The organism is Flavobacterium lipolyticum (assembly GCF_020905335.1).
Lineage (GTDB): Bacteria > Bacteroidota > Bacteroidia > Flavobacteriales > Flavobacteriaceae > Flavobacterium > Flavobacterium lipolyticum.
Map to the genome: position 1 here is coordinate 1 of NZ_JAJJMN010000006.1, position 6,979 is coordinate 6,979.

General features: G+C 44.5%; 1 protein-coding gene, 2 tRNA genes and 4 rRNA genes. 1 reads left to right on the forward strand and 6 read right to left on the reverse strand.

Translation table 11 applies throughout. The features are described from left to right. The 4 genes from LNQ34_RS23360 to LNQ34_RS23375 form a co-directional block, all read right to left on the reverse strand. Positions 1-348 (reverse strand): 23S ribosomal RNA (locus LNQ34_RS23360); the annotation flags it as partial. 215 nt (positions 349-563) lie between these two features. Beyond that, a tRNA-Ala gene (locus LNQ34_RS23365) sits at positions 564-637 on the reverse strand. 147 nt (positions 638-784) lie between these two features. Further along, positions 785-858 (reverse strand) — tRNA-Ile (locus LNQ34_RS23370). A gap of 126 nt (positions 859-984) precedes the next feature. Beyond that, positions 985-2,498 (reverse strand): 16S ribosomal RNA (locus LNQ34_RS23375). A gap of 1,068 nt (positions 2,499-3,566) precedes the next feature. Between LNQ34_RS23375 and LNQ34_RS23380 the strand changes: the two genes are divergently transcribed. Continuing rightward, positions 3,567-3,803: a hypothetical protein gene (locus LNQ34_RS23380; RefSeq protein WP_229998945.1), complete on the forward strand. Its 237-nt coding sequence runs from the start codon at positions 3,567-3,569 to the stop codon at positions 3,801-3,803. A 355-nt stretch (positions 3,804-4,158) separates the two neighbouring features. Here the strand turns inward: LNQ34_RS23380 and rrf are convergent. Together rrf and LNQ34_RS23390 are read right to left on the reverse strand one after the other, a co-directional pair. Then, positions 4,159-4,268: ribosomal RNA gene (gene rrf / locus LNQ34_RS23385) — 5S ribosomal RNA — on the reverse strand. Between the two features lie 179 nt (positions 4,269-4,447). Then, positions 4,448-6,979, reverse strand: a 23S ribosomal RNA gene (locus LNQ34_RS23390); the annotation flags it as partial.

A 6,979-nucleotide genomic window follows, 5' to 3' on the forward strand; every position in this document is an offset into this window, starting at 1 on the left:
CTCTCTATGGCTCGACTTTCCAGTCGATTCTGGTTCCTTGTACATAAAATGTCGTGGTCCTACAACCCCAACAATGCCGTAACATCATTGGTTTGGGCTAATCCGCGTTCGCTCGCCACTACTTACGGAATCACTTTTGTTTTCTTCTCCTCCGCCTACTTAGATGTTTCAGTTCAGCGGGTTTGCCCACCTATCGGTGTACTATGTCTTCAACATAGTGGGTTGCCCCATTCGGATATCTACGGATCAATCGATGTGTGCTCGTCCCCGTAGCTTTTCGCAGCTTATCACGTCCTTCTTCGCCTCTGAGAGCCTAGGCATCCCCCATACGCCCTTATTTTGCTTATTGTACTTTTTTAGTCTAAAGTTATAAAGTCTAAAGTCATAAAGCCCGAAGACTTTCGACTTTCAACTTTAAGACTTTCGTCTAAAAGTGTTTTTTCTACTTTCTTATTATTTTCTTATCTCAATATGTCAATGAACTTTGTTTCGCTTTAGGCTTTAAGCAATACGCTTTAAGCTTTTTAGCTTACGGCCTACAGCTTATAGCTTATAGCCCTTAGTGGAGAATAACGGAGTCGAACCGTTGACCTCCTGCGTGCAAGGCAGGCGCTCTAGCCAGCTGAGCTAATCCCCCATTTTTTAGTTGTCAGTTAACAGTTCTCAGTTAACAGTACTTAAAACGGTCACTCAACCTCTAAAATTTCCTTTTAAATTAAACTTACAGTCTTTTTAGTTATTAATTATCAATTGTTAATTATCAATTGTCAATTGTTTTAAAAAGTAGTCCCGGGCAGACTCGAACTGCCGACCCCTACATTATCAGTGTAGTACTCTAACCAGCTGAGCTACGAGACTCTGTTTTTACTTAATTCTTTTCATTTTTTTAAATTAACAGCAAGAGTAATACAATCTCCAATTCAGAGACCCATAAATAATCATCTTTTTTCCTTAACGTGCACTAGGCTAACATTAAGGCTCTAGAAAGGAGGTGTTCCAGCCGCACCTTCCGGTACGGCTACCTTGTTACGACTTAGCCCTAGTTACCAGTTTTACCCTAGGCAGCTCCTTGCGGTCACCGACTTCAGGCACCCCCAGCTTCCATGGCTTGACGGGCGGTGTGTACAAGGCCCGGGAACGTATTCACCGGATCATGGCTGATATCCGATTACTAGCGATTCCAGCTTCACGGAGTCGAGTTGCAGACTCCGATCCGAACTGTGACCGGTTTTATAGATTCGCTCCTGGTCACCCAGTGGCTGCTCTCTGTACCGGCCATTGTAGCACGTGTGTAGCCCAAGGCGTAAGGGCCGTGATGATTTGACGTCATCCCCACCTTCCTCACAGTTTGCACTGGCAGTCTTGTTAGAGTTCCCGACTTCACTCGCTGGCAACTAACAACAGGGGTTGCGCTCGTTATAGGACTTAACCTGACACCTCACGGCACGAGCTGACGACAACCATGCAGCACCTTGTAATTTGTCTTGCGAAAGATCTGTTTCCAAACCGGTCAAACTACATTTAAGCCTTGGTAAGGTTCCTCGCGTATCATCGAATTAAACCACATGCTCCACCGCTTGTGCGGGCCCCCGTCAATTCCTTTGAGTTTCATTCTTGCGAACGTACTCCCCAGGTGGGATACTTATCACTTTCGCTTAGCCACTGAAATTGCTTCCAACAGCTAGTATCCATCGTTTACGGCGTGGACTACCAGGGTATCTAATCCTGTTCGCTACCCACGCTTTCGTCCATCAGCGTCAATCCATTAGTAGTAACCTGCCTTCGCAATTGGTATTCCATGTAATCTCTAAGCATTTCACCGCTACACTACATATTCTAGTTACTTCCTAATAATTCAAGTTTAGCAGTATCAATGGCCGTTCCACCGTTGAGCGATGGGCTTTCACCACTGACTTACTAAACCGCCTACGGACCCTTTAAACCCAATGATTCCGGATAACGCTTGGATCCTCCGTATTACCGCGGCTGCTGGCACGGAGTTAGCCGATCCTTATTCTTACGATACCGTCAAGTCCCGACACGTCGGGGTGTTTCTTCTCGTACAAAAGCAGTTTACAATCCATAGGACCGTCATCCTGCACGCGGCATGGCTGGATCAGGCTTGCGCCCATTGTCCAATATTCCTCACTGCTGCCTCCCGTAGGAGTCTGGTCCGTGTCTCAGTACCAGTGTGGGGGATCTCCCTCTCAGGACCCCTACCCATCGTAGCCTTGGTAAGCCGTTACCTTACCAACTAGCTAATGGGACGCATGCTCATCTTTTACCGTTGTGACTTTAATAGTGATCTCATGCGAGACTGCTATGCTATGAGGTATTAATCCAAATTTCTCTGGGCTATCCCTCTGTAAAAGGTAGATTGCATACGCGTTACGCACCCGTGCGCCGGTCTCTATATCCGAAGACATATACCCCTCGACTTGCATGTGTTAAGCCTGCCGCTAGCGTTCATCCTGAGCCAGGATCAAACTCTTCATCGTATATTTTTATATTATATTGCGATGAATATCTATCGGTTCTTTTCGAATCTTACGATTCTATTACTCTTATTCTTTTGTTCCGATTTTCATCGAAACGGCTGTCAATTCAATATGTCTACGAACGTGTTCTTTTTATTGTTTCGCTTGTCTCTCAAAGCGGGTGCAAAAGTAGAAAACTTATTTCTAATCGGCAAGAGTTTTTTGAAGTTTTTTTTAGAAAATTTCTTTTCGTTTTTAACTTCCCTCCTAACCAATCTTTCAATGAACTTCCCATGTTTTGCGGGGTGCAAATGTAATACCCGTTTTCGAATCTCGCAAGCTTTTTGGAATCTTTTTTTGAAAATTTCTTTTCGTCTTAATTCGTTTGCTTGTCAGTATTTCGGTGAACGTTTATCGCTGTTGCGGGTGCAAAAGTAGGCACTTTATCCGCTTTCACAAGCTTTTTCTAAACTTATTTTTAATCTTTTTTAAAAATTCTTCTTAACAGTCTGATAACACACCCTTTACACCTTCTTATTTCTTTTAGAATCATAGGATTTTTCTTCATTCATACATATCTATCACAATATTACCCTTGAACATTATTCCTTTTTTACATCATTCTCAACATATTTCATTATTTATTGCCAAATTTTAATCCACAAACAATGACAACCTCACCTGCCCTAACAGCTTTACACCCCAAACAACTACTAAAACCATCTCGAAACAAACACAGCAAATTAAAAACCACTCCAATCTCGATCTTTAAAAAAAGCAACCATAATAAAGATTCAACCTAAAAAACCGAGAAAACACTAAACCGATACTCATTTACACCTAGAAGACATTTATCATTCACAATTCAACTTATTGCCATCAGGAAACAATTTAACAAAAACAAAAGCAGGCTACAGAGATTCGAATTTACAAACCAATGAAGTTCGAGCAATTCAAAAGTTTTATTCCACCCTTCCAAAGAGCAGAGCGCATGATGCGAGGCACTACATATGAACCAAAATAAGCAGCAACTATCGCCCTGAAAAGGCAAAAGCAATTTTCATTTCTGCAAATCAAAAAAAATCCGTTTTGATCCGCGTTTTCACCTGGCGAACCCGTACCATCCGCGTGCTATTATTTTTTAACCGCAAAGTCCGCGAAGGTTTACGCAAAGAAAAAAGGGCTGAAGGCCCCAAAAGCAAAGAGCATGGTGCAAAGCACTATGAAATAAATAAAAATAATGTCATTTTCGCCTTGAAAGGGCAAAAGCAATTTTCACCTCTACAAATCAAAAAAAAAAAAAAAAAAAAAAAAAATCCGTTTTGATCCTCGTTTTCGCCTGGCCAATCCGTTTCATCCATGTGCTATTTTTTTAACCGCAAAGAGCGCGAAGGTTTACGCAAAGCACACAAGAAAAAAGGGCTGAAAGCCCAAAAGCAAAGAGCATGGTGCAAAGCGCCATGAAATAAATAAAAATAATGTCATTTTCGCCCTGAAAGGGCAAAAGCAATTTGAATCCAATAAAAAATCCGTTTCAATCCGCGTTTTCGCCTGGCGAATCCGTATCATCCGCGTACTATTTTCAACCACAAAGAGCGCGACGATTTACGCAAAGCACGCAAGGATTTAAAAAACGTTATAAAACAAAAAACCCTATCCGATTTGGATAGGGTTCTTAAAAGAAAGGCGACGACATACTCTCCCACATAACTGCAGTACCATCTGCGCAGGCGGGCTTAACTTCTCTGTTCGGGATGGGAAGAGGTGAGCCCCGCCGCAATAACCACCTTAAGGTCATTAGTAATTAGTTATTAGCCCTTAGTAATTAGTCCTTAGACTCTTTACTAGTCACTCTTCACTAGTCACTTTCCGCGTGCGGACAATATTTTAACATACTGAGATAAAGAAACAAATAAGTTTTTTTGTTAAGAAAGTTCTCTCCTCCCGATTTGCATCGGGAGGAAAAGTGCGTACATAAGCTTACGGATTATTAGTACTACTCGACTATGACATTACTGCCTTTACATCTATAGCCTATCAACGTGGTCATCTTCCACGATCCTTAAAAGAAATCTCATCTTGTGGTGGGTTTCGCGCTTATATGCTTTCAGCGCTTATCCCTTCCAAACGTAGCTACTCTGCGGTGCCCCTGGCGGGACAACAGATACACTAGAGGTTTGTCCAATTCGGTCCTCTCGTACTAGAATCAGATCCACTCAAATTTCTAACGCCCACAGTAGATAGAGACCGAACTGTCTCACGACGTTCTGAACCCAGCTCGCGTGCCACTTTAATGGGCGAACAGCCCAACCCTTGGGACCTTCTCCAGCCCCAGGATGTGACGAGCCGACATCGAGGTGCCAAACCCCCCCGTCGATATGAGCTCTTGGGGGAGATCAGCCTGTTATCCCCGGCGTACCTTTTATCCTTTGAGCGATGGCCCTTCCATGCGGAACCACCGGATCACTATGCTCTACTTTCGTACCTGATCGACCTGTATGTCTCTCAGTCAAGCTCCCTTATGCCATTGCACTCTACGCACGGTTACCAAGCGTACTGAGGGAACCTTTAGAAGCCTCCGTTACTCTTTTGGAGGCGACCACCCCAGTCAAACTACCCACCAAGCACTGTCCTCTTCATCGAAGAGTTAGGCCTCAGATAAACAAAGGGTTGTATTTCAACAATGACTCCACAACGCCTGGCGACGCCACTTCACAGTCTCCAACCTATCCTACACATCATTTATCCAAGGTCAATACTAAGCTATAGTAAAGGTGCACAGGGTCTTTTCGTCCCACTGCGGGTAAACGGCATCTTCACCGTTACTACAATTTCACCGAGCTCATGGCTGAGACAGTGTCCAGATCGTTACACCATTCGTGCAGGTCGGAACTTACCCGACAAGGAATTTCGCTACCTTAGGACCGTTATAGTTACGGCCGCCGTTTACTGGGGCTTCAATTCAATGCTTCTCCGAAGATAACATCTCCTCTTAACCTTCCAGCACCGGGCAGGTGTCAGGCCCTATACTTCATCTTACGATTTTGCAGAGCCCTGTGTTTTTGATAAACAGTCGCCTGGACCTCTTCACTGCGGCCCCGATTACTCGGGGCGACCCTTCTCCCGAAGTTACGGGTCTATTTTGCCTAATTCCTTAGCCATGAATCTCTCGAGCACCTTAGGATTCTCTCCTCAACTACCTGTGTCGGTTTACGGTACTGGTACTAATTACCTGAAGTTTAGAGGTTTTTCTTGGAAGCCCTTAGGCGCACTATCTCTTTGTCCGAAGACTCCGAGTACTATCGTATTTCACCATTCTCTACGGATTTGCCTATAGAGAATATAGCTAGGTACTTCAACGAACTATTCCGTCAGTTCGCGGCGCTTTCATCACTCCGTCACCCCATCACAGTAATTAGTAGTACGGGAATATTAACCCGTTGGCCATCGACTGTCCCTTTCGGGTTCGCCTTAGGACCAGACTAACCCACAGCTGATTAGCATAGCTGTGGAAACCTTAGTTTTTCGGTGTGCGGGTTTCTCGCCCGCATTATCGTTACTTATGCCTACATTTTCTTTTCTAACCAGTCCAGCATACCTTACGATACACCTTCAACCCTGTTAGAATGCTCCCCTACCACTTTGTATTACTACAAAATCCATAGCTTCGGTAATATGCTTATGCCCGATTATTATCCATGCTCGTCCGCTCGACTAGTGAGCTGTTACGCACTCTTTAAATGAATGGCTGCTTCCAAGCCAACATCCTAGCTGTCTGGGCAGACAAACCTCGTTCTTTCAACTTAGCATATATTTGGGGACCTTAGCTGATGGTCTGGGTTCTTTCCCTCTCGGACTTGGACCTTAGCACCCAAGCCCTCACTGTTATCAATCATTATATAGCATTCGGAGTTTGTCAGGAATTGGTAGGCGGTGAAGCCCCCGCATCCAATCAGTAGCTCTACCTCTATATAACTAAAATAACGCTGCACCTAAATGCATTTCGGGGAGTACGAGCTATTTCCGAGTTTGATTGGCCTTTCACCCCTACCCACAGGTCATCCGAAGACTTTTCAACGTCAACCGGTTCGGACCTCCACACTGTGTTACCAGCGCTTCATCCTGCCCATGGGTAGATCACACGGTTTCGCGTCTAACACTACTGACTAAAGCGCCCTATTCAGACTCGCTTTCGCTACGGATCCGTGACTTAATCACTTAACCTTGCCAGCAACGTTAACTCGTAGGCTCATTATGCAAAAGGCACGCCGTCACCCCACTAAAGGGCTCCGACCGCTTGTAAGCGTATGGTTTCAGGATCTATTTCACTCCGTTATTCACGGTTCTTTTCACCTTTCCCTCACGGTACTGGTTCACTATCGGTCTCTCAGGAGTATTTAGCCTTAGCGGATGGTCCCGCCAAATTCAGACAGGGTTTCACGTGCCCCGCCCTACTCAGGATACCACTATCTATTATACTTGTTACCCATACGAGGCTATCA